This window comes from Pseudomonas laurylsulfativorans (assembly GCF_002906155.1).
GTDB classification, from domain to species: Bacteria; Pseudomonadota; Gammaproteobacteria; order Pseudomonadales; family Pseudomonadaceae; genus Aquipseudomonas; species Aquipseudomonas laurylsulfativorans.
In genome coordinates, this window is the sequence record NZ_MUJK01000008.1 from 109,423 (window position 1) to 123,490 (window position 14,068).

Annotated in this window: 12 protein-coding genes; 9 read left to right on the top strand and 3 right to left on the bottom strand. The window is 59.2% G+C overall.

What is annotated here, in order from left to right:
• Window positions 1-26 precede the first annotated feature (26 nt).
• The 7 genes from B0D71_RS22425 to B0D71_RS22460 all read left to right on the top strand — a co-directional run bounded on the left by B0D71_RS22425 (window position 27) and on the right by B0D71_RS22460 (window position 7,976).
• Complete coding sequence (locus tag B0D71_RS22425; RefSeq protein WP_103396665.1) at window positions 27-545, top strand: RNA polymerase sigma factor; 519 nt, start codon at window positions 27-29, stop codon at window positions 543-545.
• On the top strand, window positions 542-1,516 hold the full coding sequence (locus B0D71_RS22430; RefSeq protein ID WP_103396666.1) for a FecR domain-containing protein: 975 nt from the start codon (window positions 542-544) through the stop codon (window positions 1,514-1,516). The genes B0D71_RS22425 and B0D71_RS22430 overlap by 4 nt, the downstream gene beginning before the upstream one ends.
• Window positions 1,517-1,787: 271 nt before the next feature.
• Window positions 1,788-4,214, top strand: coding sequence for a TonB-dependent siderophore receptor (locus B0D71_RS22435; protein ID WP_103396667.1), 2,427 nt, complete (start codon window positions 1,788-1,790; stop codon window positions 4,212-4,214).
• 72 nt (window positions 4,215-4,286) lie between these two features.
• A complete protein-coding gene (locus B0D71_RS22440; protein ID WP_103396769.1) occupies window positions 4,287-5,417 on the top strand; it encodes a PepSY-associated TM helix domain-containing protein in 1,131 nt (376 codons plus the stop codon).
• Window positions 5,414-5,593 carry a hypothetical protein gene (locus tag B0D71_RS22445; protein ID WP_103396668.1) on the top strand — a complete coding sequence of 60 codons (180 nt, stop codon included), beginning with the start codon at window positions 5,414-5,416 and terminating at the stop codon, window positions 5,591-5,593. Before B0D71_RS22440 ends, B0D71_RS22445 begins: the two co-directional genes overlap by 4 nt.
• Before the next feature lie 271 nt (window positions 5,594-5,864).
• Window positions 5,865-7,163, top strand: coding sequence for an MFS transporter (locus tag B0D71_RS22455; RefSeq protein WP_103396669.1), 1,299 nt, complete (start codon window positions 5,865-5,867; stop codon window positions 7,161-7,163).
• A 183-nt stretch (window positions 7,164-7,346) separates the two neighbouring features.
• The gene (locus tag B0D71_RS22460) at window positions 7,347-7,976 is read left to right on the top strand and encodes a glutathione S-transferase (protein ID WP_205886028.1); all 630 of its coding nucleotides are present in this window, start codon (window positions 7,347-7,349) and stop codon (window positions 7,974-7,976) included.
• 49 nt (window positions 7,977-8,025) lie between these two features.
• Here the strand turns inward: B0D71_RS22460 and B0D71_RS22465 are convergent, their stop codons facing one another.
• The gene (locus tag B0D71_RS22465) at window positions 8,026-10,650 is read right to left on the bottom strand and encodes an RHS repeat domain-containing protein (protein ID WP_240635724.1); all 2,625 of its coding nucleotides are present in this window, start codon (window positions 10,648-10,650) and stop codon (window positions 8,026-8,028) included.
• A 380-nt stretch (window positions 10,651-11,030) separates the two neighbouring features.
• A complete protein-coding gene (gene rloA2, locus B0D71_RS22470; RefSeq protein ID WP_103396770.1) occupies window positions 11,031-11,537 on the bottom strand; it encodes a retropepsin-like aspartic peptidase RloA2 in 507 nt (168 codons plus the stop codon).
• Between the two features lie 164 nt (window positions 11,538-11,701).
• On the opposite strand from rloA2, the gene B0D71_RS22475 reads away from it, so the two are divergent.
• Window positions 11,702-12,589 carry an acyltransferase gene (locus B0D71_RS22475; protein WP_103396672.1) on the top strand — a complete coding sequence of 296 codons (888 nt, stop codon included), beginning with the start codon at window positions 11,702-11,704 and terminating at the stop codon, window positions 12,587-12,589.
• A gap of 1 nt (window position 12,590) precedes the next feature.
• On the opposite strand, the gene B0D71_RS22480 is transcribed toward B0D71_RS22475, so the two are convergent.
• A complete protein-coding gene (locus tag B0D71_RS22480) occupies window positions 12,591-13,145 on the bottom strand; it encodes a DUF2780 domain-containing protein (protein WP_103396673.1) in 555 nt (184 codons plus the stop codon).
• A 287-nt stretch (window positions 13,146-13,432) separates the two neighbouring features.
• Here B0D71_RS22480 and B0D71_RS22485 point away from each other — a divergent pair, with 287 nt between their 5' ends.
• Window positions 13,433-14,026 carry a fasciclin domain-containing protein gene (locus B0D71_RS22485; protein WP_103396674.1) on the top strand — a complete coding sequence of 198 codons (594 nt, stop codon included), beginning with the start codon at window positions 13,433-13,435 and terminating at the stop codon, window positions 14,024-14,026.
• Window positions 14,027-14,068 lie beyond the last annotated feature (42 nt).

A 14,068-nucleotide genomic window follows, 5' to 3' on the forward strand; every position in this document is an offset into this window, starting at 1 on the left:
TACAACTTCCCAATCGGTGATGCGGCGTGTCGTCAGTCCCAAGCCCTCAAAGTGAGCTCGTCGGTGCGTTGTATCGCGACCATCGCGGTTGGCTATTGGCCTGGCTTCGACGCAACGTCGCCTGCCCGCAGCGGGCAGAAGACCTGAGCCAGGACACTTTCGTGCGTTTGCTGGGCCGCGAGGATATGAAGGCCCCGCGCGAACCGCGGGCATTTCTGGTGGCGATTGCCAAGGGCCTGCTGTTCGATTACTTCCGTCGCGCCGCGCTGGAACAGGCCTATCTCACCGAGCTGATGCTGATTCCCGAAGCCGAACAACCATCGGCGGAAGAACAGCAAATGATCCTCGAAGACCTGAAAAACATTGACCGTTTGCTCGGCAAGCTTTCCAGCAAGGCCCGGGCGGCGTTCCTCTATAACCGTCTCGACGGCCTCGGCCATGCAGAAATCGCCGAGCGCCTCGGCGTGTCGGTGCCGCGAGTGCGTCAGTACCTGGCCCAAGGCACTCGCCAGTGCTACATCGCGCTGTATGGTGAGCCGACATGAATCCGGTCAGTTCCAAACCGGTATCGGCCAAAGTGCTGGACGCGGCGATTGCCTGGCAGTTGTCCATGGATTGCGCCAACCCGGTTGAGCGCGAAGAGTTCGCCAAGTGGCATGCTGCCAACGAAGAGCACGCCCGCGCCTGGCGCCAGCTGGGCATGCTCGACCAGCGCTTCAGCGTAGCCAGCGGCCCGGCCCGCACAGCCCTGCTGCAATCGCGCGAAGGCATTCGCCGGCGGGTGCGCAAGCTCGGCAATGGCATGGCGAGTGTGGTGGCGGTGATCGGCCTGGCGCTGTTTGCCGGGCCACGTTACCTGCCGATCGATTACTGGCTGGCCGACCAGCGCACCGCCGTTGGCGAGCAGCGCACCCTGCGCCTGGCCGACGGCACTCTGGTCAGTCTCAACACCCACAGTGCCCTGGATGTGCGCTTCGATGAAAAGCAGCGGCGCCTTGTCCTTCAAGAAGGCGAGATCCTGGTTGAAACCGGTCATGGCGACCCGCGGCCGTTCATTGTCCAAACCCGTGAAGGCAGCATGCGCGCGCTGGGTACGCGGTTTCTGGTCAAGCGCGAAGACGAAGGCACGCGCCTGAGCGTGCTGCAGTCGGCGGTGGCGGTTCACCCCGAGTCCAACCCCGATGAACAGATTCTGCGCGAAGGCCAGCAGGTGTTGATCCGCAGTAACGGCCTGGGTCCGGTTCTGGCCGTCAACCTCGGCGCGGATGCCTGGACCCGCGGCATGCTGGTGGTGGATAACACGCGACTGGAAGACCTGGTGCATGAAATCGGTCGTTATCGAACCGGTTACGTCGGCGTTGCGCCGGAAGTGGCCGACCTGCGCATCACTGGCAGCTTTCCGCTGCGCGACACCGACCTGGCGCTCAATGCCCTGCTGCCGACCCTGCCGGTGCAGATCGAGCAGCACACGCAATGGTGGGTGAAGGTCGTGGCCAAGGCCGACGCCAAGCCCTGAATCCCCACACAGAACCCTGTGGCGAGGGGGCTTGCCCCCGTTGGATCGCGAAGCGGCCCCCGCATTTTCCAGTTAAACCGCATTGGCTGATTTTGCGACTGCTACGCAGCCGGACGGGGGCAAGCCCCCTCGCCACAAAATGCGCATCCCTGAAGCACCTCGATGCTTATTGGATAACTGAATCGAAATTATTTTCATCCAGCCCTATCACTTTTTGATTTTCGTTCGGCACACAGGCAATTGAGAAATATTTCCATTCAGGAGCCGCTGTATGTCCCGTTCGCTAGACACCTTGTTGCGCCCCAGTTTGCTGGCGGTCGCCATAGCCCTTTGCACCCCTTTGGCCAGCAGCCAACTGTTCGCCGCTGAACAGGCGTCCAGCGTTCGCGCCTACAACCTGCCGGCCGCACCGTTGGCCAGCACCCTGAACCAGATCGCCAGCCAGGCCGGAATGGCCCTGTCGCTGAATCCGTCGCTGGCGGCGGGCAAAACCTCGGCGCCTGTCAATGGCCAGTTCGACGCCGCCGGCGCCCTGCGCGAAGCCCTGCGTGGCACCGGGCTGCAGCTGGAGCAAAGCAGTGCCGGCACCTACAGCCTGGTGGCTGTACCCGAGGGTGTGTTGGCCCTGCCAGCGACCAGCGTGATCGGCGTGGAAGACACTGAAAGCGCCTGGGGCACGGCGCAAGGCTATCTGGCCAAGCGCACTGCCGCCGGCACCAAGACCGATACCGCGCTGGTCGAAGTACCACGTTCGATTTCGATCGCGACCCGCGAACAGATGGACGACCGTGGCGTTCACAGCCTCGACGACGCTGTGCGCTACATGCCCGGCATCACGGCCAGCAGCTACGGCAGCGACACCCGCGCCGACTGGTTGCGCGTTCGTGGCTTCGAGCCGACCCAGTTCCTCGATGGCCTGCCACTGCCAAAAGGCGTGTATGCCAACCCGAAACAGGAAACCTGGAACCTCGATCGCCTCGCACTGCTGCGCGGGCCGGCCTCGTCCGTTTACGGTCAGACCCCGCCAGGCGGCCTGCTGGACATGGTCAGCCGTCGCCCAAGCACTGAAGCCAGCAACGAAATCCAACTGCAATACGGCAGCGACAATCAACGCCAGATCAACTTCGCCAGCACCGGCAAGATCGATGATCAAGGTCAATTTCTCTACGGCGTCAGCGGCGTAGTGCGCGACAGCGGCACGCAGATCGACCACGTCGACAACAAGCGCTACAACATCGCCCCCAGCCTGACCTGGAATATCGACGAAGACACCCGGTTCACCCTGCTCTCGCAATTCACCCGTGACGATACCGGGATCACCAGCCAGTTCCTGCCGATCCAGGGCACCAAGATCCATTCGCCATTGGGCGATATTTCCCATCACAAAAACCTGGGCGACCCGGACTGGGAATACTACGACCGCACCTACTACGCACTGGGCTACGCCTTTGAACATCGCCTCAACGATGTCTGGCAGTTCAAACAGAACTTGCGTTACACCAAGTCGGACTTGTCCTTCCAGGCGCTCACTCCCGGTGCCTATCCGTTCACTCAAGTCGACGCCGAAGGCAATGTGGGCCGTACGAGCACCAGCGTTGACGAGGACATCAGCCAGTTCGCCGTGGACAATAACTTCCAGGGCGACTTCGCCACCGGCGACATCCGTCACACGCTGTTGATCGGTCTCGACCATCAGCGCACCAACACCAACTACACCTCGATTTTCGGTGACGGCCTGACCACCAACGTCAACAACCCGATCTACGGCCAGCCAATCGTCCGTCCTCCACGTTCGTCGGCGTTCTACGACTACGATCAGAAGACCTACCAGACCGGTCTGTACGTCCAGGATCAAATGGCACTGGATCAATGGCGCCTGACCCTGGGTGGTCGTGAAGACTGGGTGCATACCAGCACCAAGTTCTTCAACAAGGGTGATGCCACCAACACCGACCGGAACACGAACTTCAGCGGCAACGCAGCGATCAGCTACGTGTTCGACTCCGGCTTCGTGCCATACCTGTCTTACGCAGAATCGTTCCAGCCTGCGAGCAACGCCGATACCTCGGCGACCGAATCGTTCAAGCCGACCGAAGGCAAACAATGGGAACTGGGCATCAAGTATCAACCGCCTGGCAGCAATACCCTGCTGACTGCAGCGGTGTATGACCTGACCCAGAAAAACGTCTCCGTCACCACCAACGTCAATAACATCCCGATCACCAGCCAGACCGGTGAAGTCAAAGTCAAAGGCCTGGAGCTGGAAGCCGTTTCCGACGTGACCGAAAACCTCAAGGTCATCGCCGCGTACACCCTGGCCAAATCCGAAGTACAAGACGGCACTTTCAAGGGCAATCGCCTGCAACTGATGCCTATCCAAATGGCTTCGCTGTGGACCGATTACACATGGCACAACGGCGTGCTGGATGGCTTTGGTGTGGGCGGCGGCGTTCGCTATACCGGCAATACCTATGGCGACCAAGCCAACACCGAGTTGGGCAAGGCCGATGCCTACACCGTATTTGACGCCGCCGTTCACTACGACCTCGGTCGCCTGGACAACAGCCTCAAAGGTGCCTCTCTGGCGTTGAATGCAACCAACCTGTTCGACAAGGACTACATCTCGACGTGTGACAGCTTCTACTGCTACTACGGCGACCAGCGCAGCGTCGTCGCCAGTGCAACGTACAAGTGGTAACGCGTTGAACTGACACGCCCAATGACCAGGCCGTCCTTCGTGGACGGCTTTGGTTTTTCTGAAGGCAATGAAATGAAAAGTAAAACAATTCGCCGCTGGTCCGCGATCCACACCTGGACCAGCCTGATTTGTACGGTGTTCCTGTTGCTGCTGGCCCTGACCGGCCTGCCGTTGATCTTTCACCACGAGATCGACCACTTGCTGGGCGATGCGCCTCAAGTGAAGGAGATGCCGGCGGACACCCCGCGCCTGAATTTGCAGCAGTTGGTTGAAGCGGCCGAGAAACACCGTCCCGGTGAAGTCATGCAGTATTTCGGCTTCGAGGACGACGAGCCCAATGCCGTGCTGACGATCATGGCGGCCACCGCCGGTACCGAGCCGAACTCGTCCCACACCTTCATGCTCGACGCTCGCACCGGCGAAGCACTGGAGACGCCATCGGCCAACGGCGGTTTCATGCTGACCATGCTGCGCCTGCACGTGGACATGTTCGCCGGGCTGCCGGGCAAGTTGCTGCTGGCGTTCATGGGGATTCTGTTCGTGGTGGCGATCGTTTCCGGCACGGTGCTGTACCTGCCGTTCATGCGCCGCTTGAAGTTCGCCACCGTGCGCCAGGACAAATCCACGCGCCTGCGCTGGCTCGACCTGCATAACCTGATCGGTGTGGTGACCTTGACCTGGGCCTTGGTGGTTGGCGTGACCGGCGTGATCAGTGCCTGCGCCGACCTGATCATTGCCGCCTGGCGCAACGACACCCTGAGCGCCATGGTCGCGCCGTACCGCGACGCACCGCCGCTGACGCAACTGGCGCCGGCCACCCGTTTGCTCGACATCGCCAAGGATGTCGCGCCGGGCATGCAGCCGGACTTCATCGCCTTCCCGGGCACCCGCTTTTCCAGTGAGCACCATTACGCGGTGTTCATGAAGGGCAGCACGCACCTGACCTCGCATCTGTTGACGCCGGTACTGATCGACGCCAGCACCCTGCAAGTCACTGCGGTGGCCGAACGACCGTGGTACATGGACGCCATGGGCATGTCGCAGCCGCTGCATTTCGGTGACTACGGCGGCATGCCGATGCAAATCCTCTGGGCGGCCCTGGATGTGCTGACCATCATCGTGCTCGGCAGCGGGGTGTACCTGTGGGTGGTGCGGCGCAAGGCTGCCCGCCCGGTGGTGGAAAAGGCGGAGAGCGTGGCATGAAGCCCCGGCAGTCGAACTTCTGGAAAGTCTTCGCCATTCCAACCGGCATCGCGTTGCTCAGCGCGGCAGGGTTGTTTGCCGCGTTGCTTGGGGATGGTGTGTGGGATTCGCTGAGCTGGGTGGGGCTGGGCATCCCCGCCGCGCTTGCCCTGCGAGGCCTCTTGCAACGCCACTGATCCCTGTGGGAGCGAGCTTGCTCGCGATGAGGGCGTGTCAGTCTCCATGGATGCTGGCTGACACACCGCTATCGCGAGCAAGCTCGCTCCCACAGGTTTTTATTCGCTAGTCATACGACGACTAAACTCCCCGCCTGTCGCCTCCCCCTGCAAATCCTCTGACATATCTGTTGACAGTTTTACCCTTGCGATCCTATAAAGACACATGTTGTACGACAACCTACAACAAATGCGGCACCAAAAATAAATCCAAAAAAATGATGGTGAAGTGATGAAAGTCAAAGGCATCCGCTGGTGGATGGTCGGCCTGGTGACGGCCGGCCTGATGGTCAACTACCTGGCTCGCAATACCCTGTCAGTGGCCGCCCCGACCCTGATGAGCGAAATGAACATCTCCACCGAGCAGTACTCGCACATCGTGGTCGCATGGCAGGTGTGCTATGCGCTGATGCAACCGGTGGCCGGCTACATCATCGATGCCATCGGCACCAAAATGGGCTTCGCCATTTTTGCCTTTGCCTGGTCGATTGCCTGCGCACTGGCAGCCCTGGCGACCGGTTGGCAGGGCCTGGCCTTTGTCCGCGGTCTGCTTGGCCTGACCGAAGCGGCGGGGTTGCCGGCAGCGGTCAAGACTTCCACTGAATGGTTCCCGGCCAAAGAGCGCTCGGTGGCCATCGGCTGGTTCAACATCGGTTCGTCGATTGGTGCCGTACTGGCGCCGCCACTGGTGGTCTGGGCGATTCTGCACAGCGGCTGGGAACTGGCGTTCCTGATCGTGGGCGGCCTGGGCGTGGCCTGGACGTTCCTGTGGATGGTCCTCTACAAGCACCCACGAGACCAGAAGCGCCTGAGCGACGAAGAACGTGACTACATCCTCAGTGGTCAGGAAGCGCACTTCAAAGACACAACCACAAAAAAAGGCAGCTGGAAAAAGATCATCGGCAGCCGCAACTTCTACGCCATCGCCAGTGCGCGGATGCTCTCGGAACCGGCGTGGCAGACCTTCAACGCATGGATTCCGCTGTACCTGATGACCGAACGGCACATGAACATCAAAGAAATCGCGATGTTCGCCTGGCTGCCGTTCCTGGCCGCCGACCTCGGCTGCGTACTTGGCGGCTACCTGAGCCCGTTCTTCCACAAGTACTGCAACGTGTCGTTGTTCACCTCGCGCAAGATGGTCCTGCTGTTCGGTGCCTCGTGCATGATCGGCCCGGCCTGCATCGGCTTGGTCGCCAGCCCGTACACCGCGATTGCACTGCTGTGCATCGGCGGCTTCGCTCACCAGACCTTGTCGGGCGCGCTGTATGCGATCACCTCTGACTCGTTCGGCAAAAACGAAGTGGCCACCGCCACCGGCATGGGCGGCATGTTCGGTTACCTGGGCGCGGCTGCGTTCACCTTGGTGTTTGGCGTGATGGTGACCAAGATCGGCTACAGCCCGCTGTTCGTGGTGCTGGCGATTTTCGACATCGTCGCTGCGTTCATCGTCTGGACCGTGGCTCGTGAGATCAAGCCGCAGGTGGCTCCGGCTTCTGAAGCAGGGCAGACACTACAACCCGCCAGCTAAAACGCAACCCCTGTAGGAGCGAGCCTGCTCGCGAAAGTCGTTAACGATGACGCTGGGCACCTGACACCACGCGGCGCCCTCAGGTTTTTCGCGAGCAGGCTCGCTCCTACAGGTGACAGTGATCTTGAGCTATCGCATCCACACGCTATGCTGCCCGACACTGCCACCGATCGAGACACTGCCATGTCCGCCCCCAGCATGACCCTGTACCACAACCCGCTCTCTCCCTTCGTTCGCAAAGTCATGGTGCTGCTGCACGAAACCGGTCAACAGGACCGCGTGGCGTTGCAGACCAGCGTACTCACCCCGGTCAACCCGGACCTCACGCTGATCGAAGACAATCCCCTGGGCAAAATCCCGGCGCTGCGCCTGGCCGATGGCAACATCATCCATGACAGCCGGGTGATCCTCGATTACCTCGACCAGCAGCACGTCGGCAACCCGCTGATCCCCCGCGAAGGCTCGGCCCGCTGGCGCCGCCTGACCCTGGCGTCGCTGGCCGACGGGATCATGGACGCGGCCGTGCTGGTGCGCTACGAAACCGCCCTGCGCGCCCCGGAAAAACACTGGGACGAATGGCTCGACGGCCAGCGCGACAAGATCCGCCGCGCCCTGGCATTGCTGGAAAAGGACGCGATTGCCGAGCTGACCTGCCACTTCGACGTGGCGGCGATCAGTGTGGCGTGTGCGTTGGGTTACCTGGATTTGCGCCATCCGGATCTGGATTGGCGCACGGCGAACCCGCAACTGGCGGCCTGGTATTTCGAGGTGAGCCAGCGGCCTTCGATGCTTCAGACTCGGCCGTCGGGTTGATTTCCAATCAGTAGAAAACAGAACCCCTGACCCGAACTGGCCACAAGGATCAATAATCCGGTTCAGGCTCGGGCATCGGGTTACTGTTATGTCTAAACAAATTCCTGAGCGCTCCTCCACCAACAAGCATCGCTGTCATCGAAAAGGAATCGGCATTGTAGAACAGGGCTCTGGATCGAAACTGTGGATCCGTTTCAATACCGCGGGCGAGTGTTGACAAATTTGCGGTGCCAAAAATACCAACTAGCTCTCGATCACTAATTTTTTTATCCGCGACGAGCGCTGTCAGTTTTTTTACAATATCTGATGGACTACCCTCCAAACCTTTGCTAGCAACTTCGGCCTCGTACTTCAACCCATCCAATAAGCCGTGATAATCTTCATTTGACAATGCCGCCTCTGAATAATAGTAAAAGTCATGTGTATTAAGTACCAAATGTGAAACTTCATGAATAAGCGTCATAGCCAAATTAAGTGTCTTTTTTTCGTCTTGAACTGCCTTAGCCGTTAAAAACACGCGCCTGTGTTTATCTTGAGGAAACACAAAAGCTAGCGTTGAATTTTTTTTCTGGACAGAATTCAAAAACACAAATTGATCTCTGTTACTTCCAGAAATGTATGACACAAACTCATTCCTGAGCTTCTTATACCAATTAATCAATGCAGGCTTGAAGCCAATACCTATTCCTTTCCCGTATACATCATCCAGCCTGGTGTCCATCGCTGAGCCACTTTCCAGCTCAGCGATAGTTTGGTGAAGTACGCGTTGAGCCGCATCCAGCCCTCGATCGAGGAGTAGGTTTGTTGATGGTGTTTGTTGCGAGCGACCACGACCAAGAATCCTGTAGCCGAGAACTTGCTCAACGGCAATTTCATCTATATCACCAACACCACTATATAAGCCAAACTCATCCCTAAGGACGATCGGGTTATTACGCACCATTTTATAAAAGTTCAATCCATCAATACCCCACGCCGGATCAGGATTAATCCACCGCCCTAACCAAGGTGCATAATAACGAAACCCATAATAATAAAGCCCCGTTACATCCAGCTCCTTACCAGAGTAACGCACGAACTTATATTTAACCTCTACTTGGGAGCGCCCCATCCACCAGGCGGTCCCTCCATAAGGGTAATATCCTTCATAGCTGATCAAGTCAGCCTGTTCATCCAGCTCCAACGCACTACTACCCAAAAGATCATCGAGACTATAACGAAGTTGATCTTTTGAAATCTCAGAGGGCCGACCCTCTTTCCAATGTAATAGCCGAACAGAACTGCGTCCGGCCTGCGTCGTGATGACATGCAGCACTTCGTCATCGGTATCTGCCCCTTCGGTGCGAATTTCCAGACCGGGCAAATACCGTACCTGCACCTTTCGGGTCACCTTTGCCGCGAGCAAAGTGCGCAGTTTGCGAACCCGCAAGCCTGCACTGTCATAGAGGTATCGTTCGCTGTCGTTCTCAGCACCTGGCCGATGGACCAGGATCACTTCCGCCAGTTGGTTGCGCACCGTCCAGCGCATCAGTTGGCCTGGAACCAGCACCTTGAGATTTCCGTTGCTGTCGAAACTCGCGCCAAAATCCGGCTCCTTGCCTTCAACTCGAACCAGGCCACGATTACTGTCAGGCGCAATGTCCATGAAATGGCTCGGCCTATCGCTATGACGTTGTTCGATCCGGTTGCCGCCTGCGTCATAGCTCCACGTTTGCAGGTAATTCTGCAGTCGACTGGGGTCCACGGGCGATATCAAGCCAGGCAAGCCAGGACCGTTGCCCGCTGAAGCCACCTCACGACCGGTAGCACTGATCAGTTGATAAAGGGAGTCGTAGCAGTAACGGTTGATTGGATCAACGCGCTGGTTGGCAAACCAGGTGACCGGCTGGGACTGATCGTCCATGGAAATAATGTTGCCCACAGGATCATAGTCGTACCGCAGGTCTTGCAGAACTCGTCCACCTTTGCGGGCTGACAATTGCCGCATACGGTCGTCAGCAGGATCATAGGTCCACATGCTAATGACGCCGTTTCCTGCCTTTTCCTGTTCTATCTTGCCTGAGGCGTTGTACATCTGATCGCTAACCAGGAGGCGCTCATCCTTGTCGGCTACAACCAGCCAGGCCGCCTCCAACTGACCGGCCAAATCGTACCGATAACGCCGGGCGTGCCCGGCGGCATCAATCTGCAGAAGGGACTCCCCCAGCACGCTGTACTGCCACCGAGTGGTGTAGATTTTATCGGCGCCCGGTTCAAGCAGAGCATCCTGCTCATCCTCGTTAGCGGGCCAGCCGACGTGTTCGAATTCGGTTAGAAAGCGGCGGGACTCTTCAAGCGGTGCTCCTTGCAGACCAAAGTGAGCCACGGCATGAACCCCCGCCGTATCCGCATGACGAATCAGTTGGCCGCAATGATTTCGCTGACTGAACTCAGGCCCGCACGATCCATAGTAAAAACGCTCAATGCACAGATCCGGGCCGTGAGCAGTCGATTGCTCAATGCTCAGGGGCCGCCCCATCCCATCAAACTCAAAGCAGGACATATTCCCCATGCCATCCCATTGTTGGCGTACTTGGCCAGTCTCATCCTGCAAGGAAAGGCGCCAACCCGCATCAACGCTCTGGGCCAGTAGCACTGCCCCGGACAAGCTGTTCACGCGGGTGACCGCATCCACGCCAACGCCCCCTGCACTCAGGCGCGGGTCCTGGTTCGCCACCAGGTGCCCAGGCACGGAGTAAATCTGCCGGGTAGTGCGCGGGGCGGGGCGGGTCACAGAATCGGGTGTCTGGTGATAAACCACAGTCGCTGCCGCGAGGCCACGAGGGTCAATCAGGGAAAGTTGGGGGGTATGTCGATGTACGACAGTGACGAATTCCATTCTTGGGCCCTCCGCGCTGATCGATCAAGGCTAGATGAACACCCAGAGGGGCCGCCTTGCCGGTCGTCTGGACTATCAGAATTGATAGTCCAGGCACAGGCTCATGCAGGGGTGACCTTCTCGCCTTGCAGGGCAAAAAATCAGCGCGCCGGCAATGGCCGCTTCGTCATCGTCAATCAGCAATCGGGTTTGTCTGCCGTAAACCGCCGGGCCGGGTTCACCGCCGCGCCAAATTCACGCAACGCCTTGGCGCCAATCAGTAACGGGTAGTTGAAGCTGCTGCGGTCGGTGAGGTTGACCTCGACGGTGCGCTTGACGTTGCCCAGGCACAGTTCCAGATCAACCACCGGACGCTTGGTGGGCGCGACGACTTCGTTGTCTTCTTCATCCTCTTCGGAACGGGTCTTGATCTTGCTGATGCGCGCGATCTTGTGTTCGTAGACCTGGTTGCTCGCATCCTTGGTGCCGAGGCGGAATCGCACCCAGTCTTCACCGTCACGCTTGAAGGTTTCGATGTCCCTGGCCGACAGCGATGCGGTCAGGGCGCCGGTGTCCATTTTGGCCTTGAGGACTTGCCCGCCGATTTCCGGCAGGGCGATGTATTCGTAACGCCCGTACAGGGTCGGCTCGGCGGCCATGACCGGCAGAGCGATGAGGGAGAGCACTGCAAGGAGGGATTTCACGTGATGGGCTTCCATGAGAGTGAACAGCCGAATTTTAGACCGTTGTCCGCTTGATCGTTCCCACAAGGTTACCGGCCTGAAGGTGAAACATTCGTCACCCCCGATTTGGCCTGTCGCCCGAAGCTGCTTATCATGGCGCGCCCAACCGCTTCCACGAGTGACCTATGCGCCGCCTGCTCACCGGCTGTTTCGTGACCCTGCTGCTTTTGCTCAACACCCTGGTCCTGATCGGGCCGTTGATGGTGTTTGCCCTGCTCAAACTGGTCTTGCCCGGCCGCTTTCGCGATTACGCTTCATCGGCGGTGATGTGGATCGCCGAGACCTGGTCGGAATTCGACAAGCTGATTTTCCGCCTGTGTATTCCCACCCGATGGGACATCCGTGGCGGTGACGATCTGCGCCGCGATACCTCGTATCTGGTGATCAGCAACCATCAATCCTGGGTCGACATCCCGGCGCTGATCCAGACGCTGAACCGGCGTACGCCATTCTTCAAATTCTTCCTCAAGAAAGAGCTGATCTGGGTGCCTTTCCTTGGCCTGGCGTGGTGGGCGCTGGATTACCCGTTCATGAAGCGCTACAGCAAGGCGTTCCTGGCCAGGCACCCGGAACTGGCGGGCAAGGATCTGGAGATCACCCGACAAGCCTGCGAGCTGTTCAAGCGCCAACCGGTGACGGTGGTCAATTATCTGGAAGGTACGCGCTTCACCCCGGCGAAAAGCGCTCAACAGCAGTCGCCATTCACTCACCTGCTCAAGCCCAAGGCCGGCGGAGTGGCCTTTGTGCTGGCCGCGATGGGCGAACAGCTGGACGCGATTCTCGATGTGACAGTGGTCTACCCGCAGCAGAAGATTCCGGGGTTCTGGGACTTGATCAGCGGCAATGTGCCAAGGGTCATCATCGACATAAAGACCCGCGAACTCGACCCGGCGCTGTGGCAGGGCGATTACGAAAACGATCCGCTGTTTCGCGAAAAAATCCAGAACTGGGTCAACCAGCTCTGGATCGAGAAGGACCGGCGCATCGACGCCTTGCGCGCCGAGTCTCGTTGAATCAGCTACCGGTGCCGGCACCCCAGATGCTACCCAGGCTGCCCAGCAGCGAACCACCGACGCCCTGCTGACCGAGGTATTGCAGGAGCACCGGAGCAAACTGGCCGATCATGCCGCTGTCCATGCCCAGGGCGCTGAAGGCGTTGTTCAGGTCGTTGGTGTCCTTGACGTTGCCCAGGGCGTTATCCAGCCCTGCCGCTTTGCCGCTGGAACCGAGCAGGCCGGCCAGCGCGCCCAACTCACCGCCGCCCGAGAGCATGTCGATGCCCGGCACGCTTTTGGCCAGTTCCGAGTAATCGGTCGAACTCAACTGATTCTTCGCCAGGCCCAGCATCGCCCCGGCACCGCCGACGGCTTGCTGTGGGGTGATGTTCAATTGACTGAGCGTGCTCAGCAGGTCGGCTGTCTGCGGCGTTGGTGCGGCAGTCGCAGCCGCGTCACCGCCCTGCATGCCCGCAATCGCGCTGGCCGCATCGCTCAGGTTGAACTGTGCAAAGGCCGGGCTGACCGCCAGGGTCAAGAGCGATGCCAGGGCAAAACCACGTAAAACCTTCATTCAGACATCCTCTATGAACACCGCCCGGCAATGGGCGGCGAAAAACTGCCCATTGGACTGGAATCCCCGAGGATTGTTCCCTCCCCCCTGTAAGAGCGAGCTCGCTCGCGATGAACTCCAAGGCAACGCGTTGATTCAGGAAGTGTGCGTTAGCGTTGACGTCCATCGCGAGCGAGCTCGCTCCTACATGAAAAAACTTCCCCACCCTGCATCCAGTCTGGCTCCTCCCGCGTATATCAAGCACGGACAGACACTCCTGGCCGATTCTCATCACAAGGATCATCCCCATGAAACGCACTTCGATCAAAACGCCATTGATTGCCAGCCTGCTGACCCTGGCCCTTGGTGGCGGACTCGTCCTGAACACCGTGCAAGCGGCGGACATGGGCCACGATGTCGTCACGGTCGGTGGCCAGACCATGCTACCGAGCAAGGACATCGTCGATAACGCGGTGAACTCCGCCGATCACACCACCCTGGTTGCCGCGGTAAAAGCCGCCGGCCTGGTCGACACCCTCAAGGGTAAAGGCCCGTTCACCGTGTTCGCCCCGGTCAATTCGGCCTTCACCGCCCTGCCTGCCGGCACCGTCGACACCCTGCTCAAACCGGCCAACAAGGCCACGCTGACCCACATCCTCACCTACCACGTGGTCGCCGGAAAACTCGACATGATGACCCTGGCCGAGAAGATCAGGGCCGGTGGCGGCAAAGCCGAACTGACGACGGTTGCCGGCGGCAAACTGTGGGCAATGATGAACGGCCCGCACAACATCACCATCAAGGATGAAAAAGGCGACGTCGCTGATATCACCATCTATGACGTGTACCAGTCCAACGGGGTGATTCAGGTCATCGACAAGGTGCTGATGCCGAAAAGCTGAGCCGAGCCGCCGTCCCCGCGCCTCGGGGGCGGCCGTCTTCCC

Excerpts from the sequence above, each read along its gene's own strand:
- B0D71_RS22430 (WP_103396666.1), top strand. The coding sequence starts at position 542 with ATGAATCCGGTCAGTTCCAAACCGGTATCGGCCAAAGTGCTGGACGCG.
- B0D71_RS22435 (WP_103396667.1), top strand. The coding sequence starts at position 1,788 with ATGTCCCGTTCGCTAGACACCTTGTTGCGCCCCAGTTTGCTGGCGGTC.
- B0D71_RS22440 (WP_103396769.1), top strand. The coding sequence starts at position 4,287 with ATGAAAAGTAAAACAATTCGCCGCTGGTCCGCGATCCACACCTGGACC.
- B0D71_RS22445 (WP_103396668.1), top strand. The coding sequence starts at position 5,414 with ATGAAGCCCCGGCAGTCGAACTTCTGGAAAGTCTTCGCCATTCCAACC.
- B0D71_RS22455 (WP_103396669.1), top strand. The coding sequence starts at position 5,865 with ATGAAAGTCAAAGGCATCCGCTGGTGGATGGTCGGCCTGGTGACGGCC.
- B0D71_RS22460 (WP_205886028.1), top strand. The coding sequence starts at position 7,347 with ATGTCCGCCCCCAGCATGACCCTGTACCACAACCCGCTCTCTCCCTTC.
- B0D71_RS22475 (WP_103396672.1), top strand. The coding sequence starts at position 11,702 with ATGCGCCGCCTGCTCACCGGCTGTTTCGTGACCCTGCTGCTTTTGCTC.
- B0D71_RS22480 (WP_103396673.1), bottom strand. The coding sequence starts at position 13,145 with ATGAAGGTTTTACGTGGTTTTGCCCTGGCATCGCTCTTGACCCTGGCG.
- B0D71_RS22485 (WP_103396674.1), top strand. The coding sequence starts at position 13,433 with ATGAAACGCACTTCGATCAAAACGCCATTGATTGCCAGCCTGCTGACC.